Below are 15,306 nucleotides of genomic sequence, written 5' to 3'. Positions count from 1 at the left end.
TCCCCCTCTATTATAGGTAACCCATTAAATATTATGGATACATTGGTATGCTATTAAGCCCCGTCCTGACATCCCAATCGTTCATTATGTTTGCATTTTGAATGGCCTGCCCTGCGGCACCTTTAACCAAATTATCGATTACTGAAATGATTGTAAGTCGATTCGTTCGTGGATCAACATGTAAGCCAATATCGCAGTAGTTGCTGCCACTTACCTCTTTTGTAGAAGGATATGTCCCTGTTGGCCGTACCCTTACAAAAGGATGATTTTCATAAAATTTCTTGTATAGATCGTGAATTGTATTAGTTGAAATTTTTTCAGTTACGTTCACGTATGCAGTAATCATGATTCCCCGCGACATCGGTACTAAATGCGTTGTAAACGTGACGGTGATTGGATTACCTGTTTCATCCGTTAGAACTTGTTCTATCTCCGGAATATGTTGATGGGCACCAAGTTTATAGGCTTTGAGATTTTCATTTATTTCAGCATAATGGGATGTTAATGAAAGTCCCCTGCCAGCACCAGAAACCCCTGATTTGGCGTCAATAATAATAGATTGTGAATCAGCTAGATTTGCCTTCAAAATTGGCAGCAAACCGAGGCTAGTTGCAGTTGGATAGCAGCCTGGATTAGCAATTAGTGCTGCACCTTTAATTTCTTCTGCATAAATCTCACTTAATCCATAAACTGCCTGACTTAAATATTTTTCCTCAGGTGCTGAATGTTTATACCATGTTTCATATTCAGTTTGCGACCTAAGCCGGAAATCTCCTGAAAGATCGATTACTTTTATTCCATTATCCACAAGTACTGGGGCCAGTTTACTGCTGACGCCAGATGGTGTGGCTAAAAATACAATGTCATTTTCTTTTGCTAATCTATCCGCATTAAAGCTTTCAAGTGGTTGATTAATAATTTCAGTTAGGTGTGGGTAGGATTCGCTAAAGCCGTTACCCGCTTGAGAGTTGGAAACAACCGAACCAATCTCTAAATATGGATGATTGTTCATAAGCCTGATTAACTCAATTGCTCCATATCCCGTTCCACCAATTATCGCAGCTCTCATTTTTCCAACTCCTACGTCTTATATAATGAATCATTATACATACTAAGTAATATTTATTCAACAAAAAAATCGCCTAATTTTCAGTTTTTATCGATTTTTTTTAGTGTAATTTTTGAAAACGTTTTCATTTATTGGTGTATAATCATACGATTTTTATGCATTTTCTATGCATATCATATATTATACAAATTAGGTACCTATTACAGAAACCGGCCAATTTATTATTAGCCGGTTTCTTGTTTAGTATAGATTTGATAGTTATTTCTTCCTTTTTCCTTTGCACTATATAAGGCTCGGTCTGCATTTTTAAATAGTGTTTTTTCATCTAAATCATAATGGTTATATAAAGAAATTCCAATATATTACTGTTAAAATAAAAAAAGCTCACCCAAAATAATTAATGGGTGAGCCTTAATCATTAGTTTTTTTGACCTGTGTAGATATGAATTGCGTCCCTTAGGAACACTGCAGTCCCTGGTTGTTCTTTATCATAATAAGCTGTAAATCTTTCGTCGTCTACATACATTTGTGCTAGACCTGCATGAGCTTCCTTGCTGTAATCCTTCCAATAATAAGTGAGCCATTGCTTGTGAAGATGTGCTGCTTTTTGTGCTAATTCACCTGCAGGGTCTCCTGTTTTAAATGCTTCAGCTAGTGTAGTATGGATTTGTTCCGCTAATGCTGTTACCTCTTGATATTGCTCCTCTGTCATGTTCATTACTTTTGCATTGGAAGCCTCAACACTTTCCTTGCCATATTTATCACGAATCTCTTTTCCGTATTTTTTCTCGTTATCTTCAATCATCTTCTTCTTAAAACCTTCAAATTTCTCTTTATTTGACATGGTGATTCTCCCTTCCGTAAGTGCTATCGTTTTATTGACATTGGCAATTAATATATCTAGCTGCTCTCTTTTTTCGAGGAGTTTTTCACGATGCTCCCGCAGTGCTTTAGCCCCATCGAAGGAAGGCGCCGTTACAATCCCCTTAATGCTGTCTAAACCGACTCCTAACTCTCTGTAGAATAGGATTTGCTGAAGTGTGTTTACTTCCTCCTGTCCATAGATCCGATATCCTGATGAATTAATTCTTGCCGGCTTAAGAATTCCAATTTCATCATAATATCTGAGTGTTCGAGTGCTGACACCTGCGAGACTAGCTAGTTTTTGTATTGTATATTCCATGTGATCATCTCCTCATAAACAACGATACACCTTTACGCAACGTTAAGGTCAATAACTAGTTTTCCTATTTTATAAAAAATAAGAGGCATTCCTCTAATGTGTTTCAACACCTGAGGAATGCCTGCATATCATTTATCTATTTCTGTTAAATCAGCTTCAACCGGGCTTTTTTTAATTATTTGAACCAGCCTTTTTCTTTGGATTGTTTGATGGCTTCGATACGGTTTTTGACGTCTAGTTTGTCTAGGATAGTTGAAATGTAGTTGCGGACGGTTCCTGTTTTGATGCTGAGTTGTTCTGCGATTTCTTGTGTGTTTTTGCCGTCTGCGACCAGTTCTAATACTTCTTTTTCACGGTCGGTTAGTGGATTTTCTTCGGAGTATACATCATCCATCAGTTCTGGAGCGTATATGCGTTTTCCTTCCATAACGCGCCGGATGGAGCTGGCCAGCTCTTCACTGGGACTGTCTTTCAATAAATAGCCTCGAACTCCAGCTTTTAAGGCACGTTGAAAATACCCTGTCCGGGCAAAGGTTGTTAAGATTATGACTTTACAATCTAACCCTTTTATTTCTTCTGCCGCTTCAAGTCCGGTTTTACCTGGCATTTCAATATCCATAATGCAAATATCCGGCTCGTGCTTTCGTACCAAAGCTACTGCTTCATCCCCATTTGAAGCCTTGCCAACCACTTCCATATCCTCTTCTAAATTAAGAAGTGACCCGAAGGCGCCCAACAGCATTTGCTGGTCTTCTGCTATTACAATTTTAATCATTTTTACGCCTCCTCCTTGTCAGACGGTTTTACGTCATTAGGCACTCTGATTATTAAAGTTGTGCCCTCTTTTGTTTGAAGCTCTAAGCTGCCATTAATAAATTCAAGGCGTTCTTTCATTCCTAAAAGACCGCTTCCCCTCGTGTCTTTGTCTCCATCGCTTTTAAATACACCATTATCATGGATGGTCATCACCAATTCCTTCCATGATTGTTCAATGGAAATGGAGCAAGAGCTGGCACCACTATGTTTGACTACATTATTTACAGCCTCTTTCATACACATGCTCAATATGTTCTCCGTTAATAACGGAACATTTTTTATTGAAAAATCTTGGTTTCCCTCATAGTTAATTTCGGCTGCCTTCAGAATTTGTTTCACACGTACAATCTCATCCTTTAATCGGATTCCCCTCATGGATGACACCATTTTTCTTACTTCGCTTAACGCCGTTCTTGCAGTTTGCTGGACATCCTTTAACTCATTACGTGCCTGATCCGGATCTTTTGTAATTAATCTCCTCGCTAAATCACTTTTTAAACCAATGAGCGATAGCTTTTGCCCTAATGTATCGTGAAGGTCACGGGCTATTCTCTGGCGCTCCTCGAGCTTAACTAGTTCTGAAATTCGCTTATTGGCGTCTTCTAATTTCTCTTCAAGCTGCCCCATTTCTTTTTTATTATGAATATTAAAAGGCAGCAAAATAACACTTATCCAAATGATAATGACAAAAGGCAATTGCTTAAGAAAAAGTTCATCCATCTGCACAATACTGAAATTAATAGAGGCGGATGTACTTATCAAATGAATAAAATATAAGGTTAGAAACGTGACACGGTCTTTAATATTACCGATAAAATAGGAGAGAAAGAAAGCAAAATACACATAGCTGAAAAGACTCGTAGATGTAATTGAAATGCCTATTAAGATGAAGGTCCAAAGATAAACCGGCCATCCTTTAGCAAAGAATGCAATCCGATAGAAGATGAAAAAGAGTATAGTTAGGATAATTCCAACAATAATTTTAATAGGTGAGGCTGTTTGAAAAATAAAATAAAATGGTAATATGCAAAGAATGGTCCATATATATGGTGATATACCGCTATTTTTCTGGAATGTCATATACCTTTTGATCATGAAGGAACCTCATTTTCCACTTTTAATAATAATTTACCTCAATTTTACCACAATTCCCCTCTATCTTCATTTACTACTATTTATTCCGCCATTACCCCCAAATAGAACAGTAAAAAACGACAAGCCCCTAAAAAGGGCTTGCCGAAATTAAGCTTTCTCAGGTCGAAGTATCTCTTTCTGTTTTTTTAATAGGACCTTAACCTCTTTAAAACCAACAAACTTTTTGCCTTTCTCATCCCATAGTCGGAATTTGAGTGAGCTTAAGCTGGTTGCTAACGTGATCGTTGGCACATTTTGCAACGGCAGTGTGTTATTATGTGCCTCTTCCAGCTTATAGTTAGGAACTCTCGGGCTTAAATGGTGGACATGATGGTAGCCAATATTCCCCGTCAGCCATTGTAAAACTTTTGGAAGCTTATAAAAGGAACTGCCTTCAACCGCTGCTTTTACGTATTCCCAATGCTGGTCTTCCTCAAAATAGGAATCCTCGAAAGTATGCTGTACATAAAACAACCAGATTCCCAAAGAACCTGAAATTAGGAAGATTGGAGCTTGGACTAATAGGAATGGCTCCCATCCAATTGTCAAACAAAGTAACGCTGTCAAAGCAGCAATTCCTGCATTGGTTATATAGGTATTCATACGTTCATTGAACCGGGCACCTTTTCGATTAAAGCGATTTTTAAGCAGGAAGACGTAAATCGGACCGAGTCCAAACATAACGAGTGGATTCCGATATAAACGGTATTTTAATCTTTCCCACGGTGAAGCAACTAAGTATTCATCCACTGTCAGCACCCAAATATCTCCCGTTCCCCTTTTATCCAAGTTGCTGCTAGTTGCATGGTGAACAGAATGATCGTGCTGCCATTGATGATAGGGAAATACCGTCAATATACCGGTTATCGTGCCAAGAATCATATTTGCCTTTCGATTTTTAAAAAAGGAGTGATGGCAGCAATCATGAAAAATAATGAATGTTCTCACCAAAAAACCCGCTGCAAGGACAGCTATCCCCAAAGTTAATATGTATGAAATGGTAAGACTTTGATAAGCAAGAATCCACAGTAAAAAGAAAGGTACCAGGGTATTGATCATCTGCCAAATGCTTGCCGGTAGGTTTGATTGTTCATAAGGTGCCACTTGCTTTCGTAAATTCTTTTGGTTATGTTCCATCATCACTTTATTCCCTTCTTTCATTTTTTATCAAAAGTATAGCCCTAGTAAAACAACTTTTTGTAGATATAGCTGTCATATGCAAAACATGATAAATGTCATATTCCCCCTATTACGCAAGAGAGGAGAAGCTCATCTCCTCGAGCCTCTCCTCCCCTTTTGGGCAATTTTATTTTCTGCTTTCATCGAGAATATTAACCCTAATTTTTAAAATTTCACTATTTCATTCATGGTTTGTCCCAACTTTTGCATACCGTCCTTTTACCAGATTGTTTTACTCAATCTGGTTATTTTTTTATGTTAAAATGATGAAAAATGGGAAAGGGGGAAATGATTATTTTTATTAAAGAAAAGGTGAAAAGTCTTCCCTCGACCCCTGGGGTCTATTTAATGAAAGATTCTCGCGGCTCTATTATTTATGTCGGCAAGGCAAAAAATTTAAAAAGACGTGTTCGGTCCTATTTCCAACAATCAAAAGCACATCCGCAAAAGATTATTAAACTGGTCAGCAATATTCGAGATTTTGATATTCTGCTTACCGATACCGAATTTGAAGCATTTATGCTGGAATGTAAATTAATTCGCGAGATAAAACCTCTATTTAATAAAATGATGAAAAGCCCCCAATCCTACTCCTACATTGCGATTGATAAGGCCACGAAGTACCCTGACATTGTGATTACAAATCATCGGGATGAACAGGACGGGAAACTTTATTTTGGTCCCTTTCCTAGCAAAGCTAGAGTCGAATCTGCGATATTGGGCATGAAGGAGGCCTATAAAATACTTTGCAGCAATCCTAAGCGGCAGAATTCGCTGTGCTTTAACCATTCTATTGGGTTATGCATCGGGATGTGCGGCGGTGGAACGGCTTTACAGGAATACTATGCCATAATCGAAGATATCATTGCTTTACTAAATGGTGAGAACAAATTAATCCTTGATCGTATAAAAAAGGAAATGGCTGAAGCCGCAGCCGATTTCGACTTTGAGGCTGCTGCTAGATATAGAGGTAGGATTGATGCCATTCAGTTTCTGCTTCGAAAAGAAAAGGTCATCGAGTTTACGGAGGAAAATAAAAATCTGGTTGTCATAGAAAATTTAAGCAAGGATTCCTTCAAGCTCTTTCTCATAAAACGAAACGAAATTCTTTTCAGTAAAATCATTACTCTTGGTAGTGCAGAGGCTAATCAGCTCAGCAACCTCATCATCACAACTTTTAACAATACTGCTTTTCCTAAGGTAAGCCATGTAAAAAAAGATGAATTTGATGAAGCTCAAATTATTTATAACTATTTAAAAAGCAGCCATTGCCGCTATAAGAAGATTCCCGATAAATGGATACACAACCACTTAGATAAGGACATTGAAAATGCAGTAACAAAATTAATTTATAAAAAACAAAAGATCACAAATTAGCCCTCGATTGTCTCCATTAGACACGAGGGCCATTTAATATGCCAAACGATAAATTAAAAATCGCTCATTGGCATTATTTTCATATAAATCAGGAAGTTGAATTTCTTTTATTAATTCAAATAAGGTGTGGTTTTCTAAATAGTAGATATAATCCTCAGATGGATAATATAAAATCACATCTACTTCGCGTTTGAATTCTTCTACCGAAACCAAAATATTATTAATGATTTTCCAAAAAATCGGTATCGTAAATGGGTTAAAAAAGTAAAAACGATTATCAAGAGAACTAATTTCATATTTTTCTGCTAAACAGCATTGAAATTGAATCTCACCTTTATTTTTAGCTTTTATTAAATAATTCGCTTTGTTCTCCAGCGCTTCTTCGTATAGCTTTTCGTTCATCTCAACTCCTGTAACAGATGAATGAAATAGGTAATGAATAAAGAAGTTGAGTCTTCCTTTTCCACAGCCAAAATCAACGATATGATCGCGGCTGGTTAATTCATATTCTGCGAATAATTTTTCAAGTGCCGGGTAAGGAGTTGGCTCGTAGCGGTGATAGTGAAAGGACTTGTTAAATCCCCTTTGAGTTCCTTCCGTCTCGATATTCAGCAATTCATCGTAATTCGTTTCTTTCATTTACTTCTCCTGCCTGCCCTCTCATTTATATGCGGTAGGGTCGATAAAAAAGTTATAGCCTAAATAGACTACCATCCCAATTGCTGTTGTTAAAAATCCCCAGCCAAGTGTTACTTGCTCGATGACTAGATAGTTATTACATAATTGCACAGGTGACCAAATATATAGCCATCCTAAGCCTATAAAAAGAACCGTAAAACTAGTAATAATGGAATTTTTTCCGAAAGGATTTAGTTTTCTCCAACTGTCTCTTAAAGAAAGTCCAGCTAAAAATGGTAAACTGATAAATTTAAATCCTTCTACAAGGTGAGAAGTTAATGCTTCATCCATTGTCCGCGGTAACATCCAGTATACCATGATAACAACAAATAACGTAATTCCTGGAACCCCATTGCTGTTCCACTTTTCAAAAAATCCTGGAAAACGTTTTTGGAAAAAACGAGCCATTAACATTCCTGCAATAACCAGCATCGGCATTTGCATATGCATATGAATAACCATAACTGATTCCATAAAATTTGCGACTGGAGGAGCAACTAGGAAAATCCATAATAGCAAACCATAAAATGATTGATTCACAGCTTACTGCTCCCCTCTTTCTAGAATGTTACTAACCTTTTGAGCAGCTTCGTTGATTTTTTTATAGTCCATTACATCAATCAAACTGCCTTTTTTATTCACTAAATAAAAGGCAGAATTATGAGCAAAATTTCCGTTATCATCGCGAATTACAATGACACCAAATGCCTTTAACAATGAATCTAACTCAGTCTGATTAGGGATTCTAGCCATCCGCCAGGTTTCACCATCACTATTAAAATAGTCTTTGTACTTGTTTAATACAGCCGGTGTATCTCTTTGGGGATCGAAGCTTATGCTTAAAAAGACAATTTCTTCTCCTTTCACGCCACGCGGGAGTTTATCGTAAACTTGCTTCATGTTATATTCCAATTCAGGGCAAACGGTGGTGCAGGATGTATAGAGAAATGTAATAAATACATATTTATCTTCAAATTCAGAGATTGAATATTTTCGTCCCATGCTGTCCTCAAGGGTAACATCAGGGAATTTAGGTTGATTATCTTTAAGCTGCTGCACTCTGGCAGTTTCGGCAGTAAAGGCAGTGAAGCCATCGGTTCCGAAGTAAAACAATCCAAGGCCAAAAATTATAACAAGAAAAAATGAGATTTTCGTATACCTATTATGATTGATCATCATGATCACTTCCAAATTTTTATTAGAATAAAGAGATAGCCCAATATCTTGGAGCTATCTCTTTTTTACATATTACCAAGTCTTAAAAGGTGGTGATCCTGGCGGTGCGTTTACGATAAATTCTGTTAACGGAATTACATATGCCATTGCTACTACGATAAGCATGACTACAATCCAAATGCCCCAGCGTTCTGTGATATATGGAGTTTTTGTTGCGTTATCTTCTTCTTCAGCAATTGGGAATTCTATTTCCCCTTTTGGTGCAAAGAACATCATATTGAATACGGCATACACTTGAAGAATAACCCCAATGATTAACAGTGTTCCCCCTACTGCTAAACACATTAAGTATGGGTCCCAGCCCAAAGCTGTGGCATGGTCGCCATAAGTTGTATAAGAAGTTCTTCTTGGTGAACCTAGAAGCCCAACGTAGTGCATAGCACCTGCCATAAAAATCATACCGACTGTCCAAATCCATGTTTGGATAATACCTAATCGGTTAATTTGCGGCGTTAATACGCGGTTTGAAATAAAAGGAACTAACCAGTAACTGATTCCAAAGAATGTCATAACCACTGACATACCTAATGTTAAGTGGAAATGCCCAACAATCCACATTGTATTATGAACAACTTGGTCTAATTGGTTTGTACTTTGTGCAATACCACCAGCTCCAGCTGGAATAAAGGCAACCATGGCAATAAACGGTGCTAGGAACCTGACATCGCCCCAAGGCATTTTTTTCCACCAGCCGATTAACCCTTTACCTCCTTTTCTTCTAGCCGTGCGCTCAAATACTGCAAATAGTGCAAATGCTGTCATTAAAGATGGGAATCCTATTGCTAAACTCATAAATACGTGCATGAATTTAACTATTTCATTTATACCTGGGTCAATGATTTGGTGATGGAAACCACCAGTGATGTTCATGATGACTAAAGCGATAATAACTACACGTGTTAGTAAATCACTCCAGCGCTTTCCGCCGATCACTTTTGGTACCACTACGTACCATGCAGAAACTGCTGTTAAATACCAGATGTTAACCAAAGTGTGTCCAAAAGCCCAGAATAGTGTACGAGCGACCATAACATTGATCGTGTCGACCCAGCCAAATACCCATGGAATAATCATAAATAATACTTCAACTGCTACGAACATTAGAGCGAAAAATAATAGAACGAAAACACCAGTTGCAAAGTAAGAAAGGATCGGAACGTGTTGCCCTTTATGACTTTTTCTCCAAGTCGCTACTTGGATAAATGCTCCAATACAGCATAACCAAACACCTACTACGATTAATGCTAAACCAATATAAAATACAGGGTGTGCAGCCATCGGCGGATAAAAGGTGTACATAACCGAAGCTTCATTCATTAAGATTGGAATAACGGCTAATACAAATCCTACAAGCTTTACGAAGAATCCAGTCCAAGCGAGCTTTCTTACTTTTGGAAGAAGCCCCCCTAAATTATGAGAAAGTGCTGCATAAAAGTATCCAATGGTGAAGAATGCTGTTAACACGAGGATTAGCAATAATCCATGCGCAGTCAATACTTGATAATAATTAAACCAAGTAGGTAACTCTAACAATCCTGCTCGATTTAATCCTTGTAATAATCCTAAAAATCCACCAACTAATAATGCGATAAATGCTACAGCTATATATGATTTCGATATTTTTGCATCCTCTGGGTAATATCCCAGCATCTTGTCTGTTTTATCTTTAAAACCTACTTTTATATCTGCTTCCATTTTCATCTGCTATCCCCCCTTATTTAACCGTAATCGTTGTACTCATTAATTGGTGACCGGCACCGCAATATTCATTACAGATAACTAGATAACTGCCCGGCTTATCAAATGTTTGGGTGATTTTTTGAATATGCCCTGGCATTACCATTGCATTTATATTTGTTCCAGCCACTTCAAATCCGTGAACAACATCCTTTGAAGTCATAATAAACGTAACTTTTGCCCCAGCAGGTATTTCAATGTTATTAGGAGTAAAACCAAAGGCTTGTAAGGTCATAACGACTTTATATTCATTTTCACCAATTTTTTTAACACCTGGGTTATCAAATGGTGCAGTTTCATCAACCTTCTGTGGATCAATGGTTTCCATATTACTTGGTGGTCCCATTTCTAGTGCAAAAGCTTGGTAACCTGTGATTAACATGAATCCCATGATGATACCAAAACTTATCGTAAGCCATATTTTTTCATCGAGATGCATTTTCATCTCTCTTTTCCCCCTTTATATTCTGGCCATATAAAGACCGTATAGAATGATATACGTAGCAACAATCACGACTCCCACAACTGTTACAGAAATCCATGTTCCTTTTAGCGGTGCTTCGTGTTCCTCTTTTTTACCTTTATGAGTTACCTTTGCAGCTGCCATCGAAAAATCAACCCCCTTAATTTGTTCTTACCTTTATAATAATTGCGACTGATTCTCAATGTAGTGAACTGAATCACGGGCGCAGTTATTTTTATAAAAAAAAACTGTCCCTTAAGTTGCACTTGTATGCAACTCAAGGGACAGTTCATTTTTTGATTCCTAAACGGTAACAATAACCATTAGCAAAAAAAGAATCGTTATATAATTTACGGAATATAAAAAAACCACGTGTGCCCACTTTAAATCGTCCTTAGTGAAAAATCCGCCGATACTTACAGCTAACCAGCCTAAATTAAATAGAGTGGCAAGTACAATAAAGGCTGTACCTAGAGAGGTTAAGAAAAATGGTAAAGGCAGCAAACAGGCTACATAGACGACTATTTGCACTTTGGTTACAGCAAACCCGCGTACCACTGGAAGCATCGCTACACCCGCAGCGCTATATTCTTTACATTTCTTCATCGCAATGGCAAAAGTATGCGGCATTTGAAAAACAAATAGGATTAGAAACAAGATAATCGGGACGATATTGGCGCTAGATTCAATGGCTGCCCAGCCTATTAACGGAGTTACAGCACCGGATACACTCCCTATTAACGTATTAAACGTATATCTCCGTTTTGACCACATGGTATATAAAAAAACATACGTAAACCAACCGACGAATCCATAAATGGCGGCTTCAATGGTCGTAAAAAGTAAAAGGGTGAAACCGAGTATGGTAAAAACAATCCCCAATATTAACACAATATTTAATGGAATATTCCCTGTTACGGTGGGGCGATTTTTTGTTCTCTCCATTATCGTATCTATATCTACATCATACCAATTATTTAGGATAAGTGCTCCGCCCATGACCAATGTACTGCCGATTATTGTCAGCAAGAATAATTCCCAGTAATTCACAAAAGCTTTATTAGAAAAATGAAGCGCTAACCAGAACCCTGAAAAGACGGGCAGGACATTAGCTGCCAAAACACCTGCCTTTAAGAGTGCTTTTAAATCTTTGATTAATATAGTAGCACTTAATAAAGGTGTTTTCCTATTGTTAATAGAAGGTATTTCGTTTTTATTCATTTACTATACCTCCCCGCACAAATTCCATCACCTTATTAAAGCACACTTTGATAACCTTTTACATGATTTGAATCACTTTTAAGGTTTACAATTACCATCCACGACCTGCACCGCCGCCGCCTGAAGAACCTCCTCCCCCTCCTCTAGGGCCTCCTCCTCCTCCTCTTCCCATGGAGATAATAGAAAGCAGAAGATAAGTGAGTGTTCCTCCAAAAAACTTAAAATCTAGAAACACAACAGCAACGATAATAATGATTAATAACCAGGCGGGAAATCCTCCCCCTTCATTAGCTGGTGATTTTTGAGCTTGCCCTTCAGGGGTAGACTGCCCTCCGTCTTTCCCATATTCCGCTAATACTTCATTCGCAAGGACCTTATACGTTTCAATTATGGCTTTGTTTGGCTGACCATTTTGAAGATAGGGAATGGCATTTTGATCAAGAATCCGTCCTGCTTTTCCGTCAGGTATCCTTCCTTCCAACCCATAGCCCACTTCGATTCTAATTAAACGATCGGTTACGGCAATAACCAGGAGAACTCCATTGTCTTGGGTTTCATTTCCTATCCCATATTTCCTAAAGGCTTCGTTCGCAAATTCCTCCATTGTGTGCTCACCAATGGTGTCCACCGTCAAGACAGAAATTTGTGCGGTTGTTTGATCTTCTATCGTTCTTCCTAACCTTCTTATTTCTGCTATTTCAGCCTCAGTTAGTACCTTAGCAAAATCTTGTACATAAATATCGCCAATCGGAGCCGGCATTTTTATATTCTCAGCAGATGCTCCACTTTGAAGCAAGAAGAAAAGTAATAAAAGAAGGCTGAAGAACGTTTTCGGTTTCATTCCCCATTTCCTCCAAAGTCAACCTTTGGAGCTCCTGCTGCTTTTGGATCGGCGTTGAAATACTCTTTTTCATCGAAACCTGTTATTCCCGCAATAATGGCACCTGGAAATTGCTTAACCCTTTTGTTATAAACTGCCACCTGATCATTGTAATCTTTCCTAGCAACTGAAATTCGATTTTCAGTTCCAGACAGTTCATCCATTAATTGGGTAAATTGCTGATCTGCTTTTAAATTTGGATAATTTTCAACGACGACTAGTAATCGACTTAATGCACCACTTAACTCAGCGTTAGCTGTAGCTTCTTCCTCTACCGTTTTTGCTCCTGCTAATCTTGCACGAGCATCCGAAATGGATGCAATCACTTCTTTTTCGTGTGAAGCATATCCTTTCACGGTATTTACTAGGTTCGGTATTAAATCCAGTCTCCGTTGCAGTTGATTTTCAATTTGTGCATAGGATTGGTCCACATTTTCTTGAAGGGAAACAAAGTTGTTGTAGCTCGACATCAACATAACACCGACTAAAACAAACGCCGCTATAATAATTCCAATTACTACTAAACCTTTTTTCATGTTGAACACACTCCTTTCTACTATTAATTCTCACTTTATTTTCATAATTTGAAAAGCTGTGAGGATTAATTAGCAGTCCGCACAGCTTTCTGTTGCTATTCTCTACTCTGATTTAATTCATCGATTAGTTGTTTCGTTCTTTTGGCATTTCCTTCTGCAAAGTTTTCAAGGCGTTCCTTTAGTTCGTCGTCATCGTGAATCCGTTCAGCCGTAATCAAATAAGTCCGCATTAGATCCTCTTCGATTTCAATGGAATTCTCAAGGATTTCCTCGATGTTCTTTTTCTCGTCTTCATTTTTTCCTTTAAAAATATTTGCAGTCAATGGATACTGCCTCCTTCAGGGTTAGGTAACTAGGCAATAATAATATTCCCGTTTACCATCATCTTGAAACGAAAAGTTTTATTGCATTCTCCCTGCTTGTCTTCTCTCCACTACTTCCTCACTAATCATATTGTACATAAAAAAAGGAATAGACCGTCTAATATCGAATTAATCGGATAGAATGGATTTTGTACATAGCCATTTAGGAGGAGTGAAGAATAATGCCAGTAAATGTTTATCTTATATTTAATGGCAACACCCGTGAAGCAGTAGAATTTTATGCGAAAGTATTTAAAACTGAAGCACCGCAAATTATGACCTTTGGTGATCAACCGCAGCATCCTGATTACCCTATGCCAGAGGAAGCAAAAAATTTAGTCATGCATTCTCGACTGAACATCGATGGAAGTACTGTTATGTTCTCTGACAATTTCCCTGGATCACCATTTATCGAAGGTAACAACGTAACTTTGGCATTGGTAAGTAAAAATTTGGATGATATCCAATCTTGGTATGATCAATTAAAAGACGGCGGAAGAGTTACAATGGAACTTCAAGAAACCTTCTGGGCTAAACTCTATGGCCAAGTAACAGATAAATTCGGAATCCACTGGCAGATTAGCCACGACAGTGGAGAATATGGAAATTAATTTACACACAAAAAGGATACAGCCTGTAAGGACTGTATCCTTTTTGCGTTTAAGTTTAGACCATGAGAACCCAATTATTTCAAGTTTCTGCTTAAGAATGCTTTTGTCCGTTCGTTCTGAGGATTTGCAAATAATTCTGAAGGGTGCCCCGTTTCAATAATTTCGCCGTTATCCATGAAAATAACCCGGTTTGCCACTTCCCTGGCAAAGCCCATTTCGTGTGTAACAACGATCATCGTCATCTGCTCTTTTGCTAATGCCTTTATGACCTCAAGAACCTCTCCCGTCAATTCAGGATCTAATGCTGAAGTAGGTTCATCAAATAATAGAATTTCAGGATTCATCATCAAAGCTCTAGCAATCGCGACCCTTTGTTTTTGACCGCCCGATAGATTTGCTGGGAATACATTTGCGTGATCTGTCAGACCAATTTTCCTTAAAAGCTCTGTGCTTCTTTGCTGAATGGATGCAACTGGCTCGTTCTTTACTAATTTAGGAGGCAGTTCTAGATTCTCCTTAACCGTCAGGTGTGGAAATAGATTAAAATGCTGAAAGACCATCCCCATTTTCGAAGTAATCTTTTTGATTTCCTGCGGTTTTGCGTAGACGCCATCCTTTACAAATGAATCACCCGAAATCGTGATGCTTCCGGCATTAATTTCCTCCAAGTGAACCAAACTGCGCAGCATCGTACTTTTCCCCGATCCGGACGGGCCGATTACCGCTATTACATCGTTTTTATTCACATCAAATGTTATCTGTTTTAGGACATCCAGCTTGCCAAACGATTTCTTCAGGTTGGATATTTCAATGATTGCCACAAT

Annotated in this window: 19 protein-coding genes; 2 read left to right on the top strand and 17 right to left on the bottom strand. The window is 38.1% G+C overall.

From position 1 onward, the window contains the following. Window positions 1-31: 31 nt before the first annotated feature. The 6 genes from argC to QFZ28_RS27060 form a co-directional block, all read right to left on the bottom strand. Window positions 32-1,069, bottom strand: coding sequence for an N-acetyl-gamma-glutamyl-phosphate reductase (gene argC / locus QFZ28_RS27080; protein WP_307197720.1), 1,038 nt, complete (start codon window positions 1,067-1,069; stop codon window positions 32-34). Window positions 1,070-1,293: 224 nt separating this feature from the next. Beyond that, the gene (locus QFZ28_RS29905; RefSeq protein WP_373428173.1) at window positions 1,294-1,422 is read right to left on the bottom strand and encodes a hypothetical protein; all 129 of its coding nucleotides are present in this window, start codon (window positions 1,420-1,422) and stop codon (window positions 1,294-1,296) included. Between the two features lie 65 nt (window positions 1,423-1,487). Next, window positions 1,488-2,252 carry a MerR family transcriptional regulator gene (locus tag QFZ28_RS27075; protein WP_307197719.1) on the bottom strand — a complete coding sequence of 255 codons (765 nt, stop codon included), beginning with the start codon at window positions 2,250-2,252 and terminating at the stop codon, window positions 1,488-1,490. A gap of 175 nt (window positions 2,253-2,427) precedes the next feature. Then, window positions 2,428-3,027, bottom strand: coding sequence for a response regulator transcription factor (locus tag QFZ28_RS27070; protein ID WP_307197718.1), 600 nt, complete (start codon window positions 3,025-3,027; stop codon window positions 2,428-2,430). 2 nt (window positions 3,028-3,029) lie between these two features. Further along, window positions 3,030-4,163 (bottom strand): sensor histidine kinase, encoded by a 1,134-nt coding sequence (locus QFZ28_RS27065; protein WP_307197717.1) that lies wholly within the window; start codon window positions 4,161-4,163, stop codon window positions 3,030-3,032. Window positions 4,164-4,310: 147 nt separating this feature from the next. After that, window positions 4,311-5,342 carry a fatty acid desaturase gene (locus QFZ28_RS27060; RefSeq protein WP_307197778.1) on the bottom strand — a complete coding sequence of 344 codons (1,032 nt, stop codon included), beginning with the start codon at window positions 5,340-5,342 and terminating at the stop codon, window positions 4,311-4,313. A 327-nt stretch (window positions 5,343-5,669) separates the two neighbouring features. Here QFZ28_RS27060 and QFZ28_RS27055 point away from each other — a divergent pair, with 327 nt between their 5' ends. Continuing rightward, a complete protein-coding gene (locus QFZ28_RS27055; RefSeq protein WP_307197716.1) occupies window positions 5,670-6,758 on the top strand; it encodes a GIY-YIG nuclease family protein in 1,089 nt (362 codons plus the stop codon). Window positions 6,759-6,791: 33 nt separating this feature from the next. On the opposite strand, the gene QFZ28_RS27050 is transcribed toward QFZ28_RS27055, so the two are convergent. The 10 genes from QFZ28_RS27050 to QFZ28_RS27005 all read right to left on the bottom strand — a co-directional run bounded on the left by QFZ28_RS27050 (window position 6,792) and on the right by QFZ28_RS27005 (window position 13,832). Beyond that, window positions 6,792-7,397: a methyltransferase gene (locus QFZ28_RS27050; RefSeq protein WP_307197715.1), complete on the bottom strand. Its 606-nt coding sequence runs from the start codon at window positions 7,395-7,397 to the stop codon at window positions 6,792-6,794. A 21-nt stretch (window positions 7,398-7,418) separates the two neighbouring features. Beyond that, a complete protein-coding gene (locus QFZ28_RS27045; protein WP_307197714.1) occupies window positions 7,419-7,976 on the bottom strand; it encodes a hypothetical protein in 558 nt (185 codons plus the stop codon). A gap of 3 nt (window positions 7,977-7,979) precedes the next feature. After that, on the bottom strand, window positions 7,980-8,609 hold the full coding sequence (locus QFZ28_RS27040) for an SCO family protein (protein ID WP_373428172.1): 630 nt from the start codon (window positions 8,607-8,609) through the stop codon (window positions 7,980-7,982). Between the two features lie 75 nt (window positions 8,610-8,684). Then, entirely contained in the window at window positions 8,685-10,367 is a 1,683-nt protein-coding gene (locus QFZ28_RS27035; protein WP_307197777.1) for a cbb3-type cytochrome c oxidase subunit I, read from the bottom strand. 19 nt (window positions 10,368-10,386) lie between these two features. Beyond that, window positions 10,387-10,854 carry a cytochrome c oxidase subunit II gene (locus QFZ28_RS27030; protein ID WP_307197712.1) on the bottom strand — a complete coding sequence of 156 codons (468 nt, stop codon included), beginning with the start codon at window positions 10,852-10,854 and terminating at the stop codon, window positions 10,387-10,389. A 15-nt stretch (window positions 10,855-10,869) separates the two neighbouring features. Continuing rightward, window positions 10,870-11,016, bottom strand: coding sequence for a cytochrome c oxidase subunit 2A (locus QFZ28_RS27025; protein WP_307197711.1), 147 nt, complete (start codon window positions 11,014-11,016; stop codon window positions 10,870-10,872). A gap of 159 nt (window positions 11,017-11,175) precedes the next feature. Beyond that, the gene (cyoE, locus tag QFZ28_RS27020; protein WP_307197710.1) at window positions 11,176-12,093 is read right to left on the bottom strand and encodes a heme o synthase; all 918 of its coding nucleotides are present in this window, start codon (window positions 12,091-12,093) and stop codon (window positions 11,176-11,178) included. A gap of 91 nt (window positions 12,094-12,184) precedes the next feature. Next, entirely contained in the window at window positions 12,185-12,934 is a 750-nt protein-coding gene (locus QFZ28_RS27015; protein WP_307197709.1) for a TPM domain-containing protein, read from the bottom strand. Beyond that, window positions 12,931-13,509, bottom strand: a complete 579-nt coding sequence (locus tag QFZ28_RS27010) for a LemA family protein (RefSeq protein ID WP_307197708.1) — start codon at window positions 13,507-13,509, stop codon at window positions 12,931-12,933. The genes QFZ28_RS27015 and QFZ28_RS27010 overlap by 4 nt, the downstream gene beginning before the upstream one ends. Window positions 13,510-13,604: 95 nt before the next feature. Further along, entirely contained in the window at window positions 13,605-13,832 is a 228-nt protein-coding gene (locus QFZ28_RS27005; protein WP_307197707.1) for a hypothetical protein, read from the bottom strand. A 221-nt stretch (window positions 13,833-14,053) separates the two neighbouring features. Here QFZ28_RS27005 and QFZ28_RS27000 point away from each other — a divergent pair, with 221 nt between their 5' ends. Beyond that, window positions 14,054-14,482 (top strand): VOC family protein, encoded by a 429-nt coding sequence (locus QFZ28_RS27000; RefSeq protein ID WP_307197706.1) that lies wholly within the window; start codon window positions 14,054-14,056, stop codon window positions 14,480-14,482. A gap of 74 nt (window positions 14,483-14,556) precedes the next feature. On the opposite strand, the gene QFZ28_RS26995 is transcribed toward QFZ28_RS27000, so the two are convergent. Beyond that, complete coding sequence (locus tag QFZ28_RS26995; RefSeq protein WP_307197776.1) at window positions 14,557-15,303, bottom strand: amino acid ABC transporter ATP-binding protein; 747 nt, start codon at window positions 15,301-15,303, stop codon at window positions 14,557-14,559. Between the last annotated feature and the right edge of the window lie 3 nt (window positions 15,304-15,306).

It is taken from the genome of Neobacillus niacini (assembly GCF_030817695.1).
GTDB lineage: Bacteria > Bacillota > Bacilli > Bacillales > Cytobacillaceae > Neobacillus > Neobacillus niacini_F.
The sequence above is the reverse complement of the archived record's forward strand: the minus strand, read 5'-3'. Positions and strand labels throughout refer to the sequence as shown.

Bases quoted from the DNA above. Each gene is read 5' to 3' on its own strand.
- QFZ28_RS27055 (WP_307197716.1), top strand. From the start codon at position 5,670: ATGATTATTTTTATTAAAGAAAAGGTGAAAAGTCTTCCCTCGACCCCT.
- QFZ28_RS27060 (WP_307197778.1), bottom strand. From the start codon at position 5,342: ATGATGGAACATAACCAAAAGAATTTACGAAAGCAAGTGGCACCTTAT.
- QFZ28_RS27050 (WP_307197715.1), bottom strand. From the start codon at position 7,397: ATGAAAGAAACGAATTACGATGAATTGCTGAATATCGAGACGGAAGGA.
- QFZ28_RS27030 (WP_307197712.1), bottom strand. From the start codon at position 10,854: ATGAAAATGCATCTCGATGAAAAAATATGGCTTACGATAAGTTTTGGT.
- QFZ28_RS27015 (WP_307197709.1), bottom strand. From the start codon at position 12,934: ATGAAACCGAAAACGTTCTTCAGCCTTCTTTTATTACTTTTCTTCTTG.
- QFZ28_RS27075 (WP_307197719.1), bottom strand. From the start codon at position 2,252: ATGGAATATACAATACAAAAACTAGCTAGTCTCGCAGGTGTCAGCACT.
- cyoE (WP_307197710.1), bottom strand. From the start codon at position 12,093: ATGAATAAAAACGAAATACCTTCTATTAACAATAGGAAAACACCTTTA.
- QFZ28_RS27025 (WP_307197711.1), bottom strand. From the start codon at position 11,016: ATGGCAGCTGCAAAGGTAACTCATAAAGGTAAAAAAGAGGAACACGAA.
- QFZ28_RS27035 (WP_307197777.1), bottom strand. From the start codon at position 10,367: ATGGAAGCAGATATAAAAGTAGGTTTTAAAGATAAAACAGACAAGATG.
- QFZ28_RS27070 (WP_307197718.1), bottom strand. From the start codon at position 3,027: ATGATTAAAATTGTAATAGCAGAAGACCAGCAAATGCTGTTGGGCGCC.
- QFZ28_RS27065 (WP_307197717.1), bottom strand. From the start codon at position 4,163: ATGATCAAAAGGTATATGACATTCCAGAAAAATAGCGGTATATCACCA.
- QFZ28_RS27000 (WP_307197706.1), top strand. From the start codon at position 14,054: ATGCCAGTAAATGTTTATCTTATATTTAATGGCAACACCCGTGAAGCA.
- QFZ28_RS27010 (WP_307197708.1), bottom strand. From the start codon at position 13,509: ATGAAAAAAGGTTTAGTAGTAATTGGAATTATTATAGCGGCGTTTGTT.
- argC (WP_307197720.1), bottom strand. From the start codon at position 1,069: ATGAGAGCTGCGATAATTGGTGGAACGGGATATGGAGCAATTGAGTTA.